The following is a 922-nucleotide window of genomic DNA, read 5'->3' as shown; positions in this document are numbered from 1 at the left end:
GGCCGCGTGATCGCGCAACGCCGCATGCGCGGCGGCCAGCCGTGTGCTGTCGCGCGGCGGCGCGGCGTCGAAGCGTTCGGCGAGCGCGTTCAGGTCCGCGCGATTCGCGATGCGCAGGAGCTCCGCGTAGGTGGCGGCGGCCACCGGCAGCCGTCGCCCGGGGCACGTCACGAAGAAGCGCCCGGTGGCCGGATCGGCGTCGAGCGTGATGTCGCCGGCCGCGAGCGCCTCACCGTACGGCGTGCCGAGGCAGGGCAGCAGCACCTTGCCGTCGAGCGTCGCGTCGGGCGGATGCCAGTCGATGTCGAAGTGGTGCGCGTACGGGCTCGCGGGGCCCCATTCGAGCACGTCGTTCCACCAGCCGTTCGACGAACCGCCGACGCCCATGTGGTTCGGCACGATGTCGACGATCACGCCCAGCCCGTGCGCGCGCAGCGTATCGACGAGCCGGACGAAACCGGCTTCGCCGCCGAGCTCGGGGTTGAGCGTGCCGTAATCGACGGTGTCGTAGCCGTGCCGCGAACCGGGTTCGGCCGTCGCGACCGGCGACAGGTACAGGTGGCTCACGCCGAGCCGCGCGAAATAGCCGGCGTGCGCGGCCGCGTCGTCGAACGTGAAGCCCGCATGCAGCTGCAGTCGCAGCGTCGCGCGCGGCGTCATGGGCCGGGCTCCCGCGAACCGCGTGCGCGCACCACGGCCGCGATGCGGTCGCGCACGTCGGCGTCGAACAACATGTCGATCGCGCGGGGCAGGCGCTGCCGCCAGTTCGGGTGCCCGCAGGGCGGCCCCGGCAGGTTCGGCTGCGTGTCCAGCGCGAGCAGGTCCTCGAGCGGCAGGATCGCGAGCGGCGACGGGCTGCGCGCGACGTACGCGAGTATCTCGGCGACCGGCGGCGAATCAGCCGGCGGGGCGGCGTCACCGG

At 73.8% G+C, this 922-nt stretch carries 2 protein-coding genes; both read right to left on the bottom strand.

Annotated features, from left to right (window positions below):
• Positions 1-660, bottom strand: a 660-nt coding sequence (locus G3N96_RS38800; protein WP_241023046.1) for an alpha-amylase family glycosyl hydrolase, incomplete at its 3' end; no start/stop codon positions are given.
• Positions 657-922 (bottom strand): 4-alpha-glucanotransferase (locus G3N96_RS38795; protein WP_206140499.1); only part of this gene is annotated, 266 nt, incomplete at its 5' end. The genes G3N96_RS38795 and G3N96_RS38800, both read right to left, overlap by 4 nt.

Source organism: Burkholderia sp. Se-20373 (assembly GCF_017104705.1).
Lineage (GTDB): Bacteria > Pseudomonadota > Gammaproteobacteria > Burkholderiales > Burkholderiaceae > Burkholderia.
Note: the sequence above shows the minus strand (reverse complement) of the source record. Positions and strands in the feature narration are given on the sequence as shown.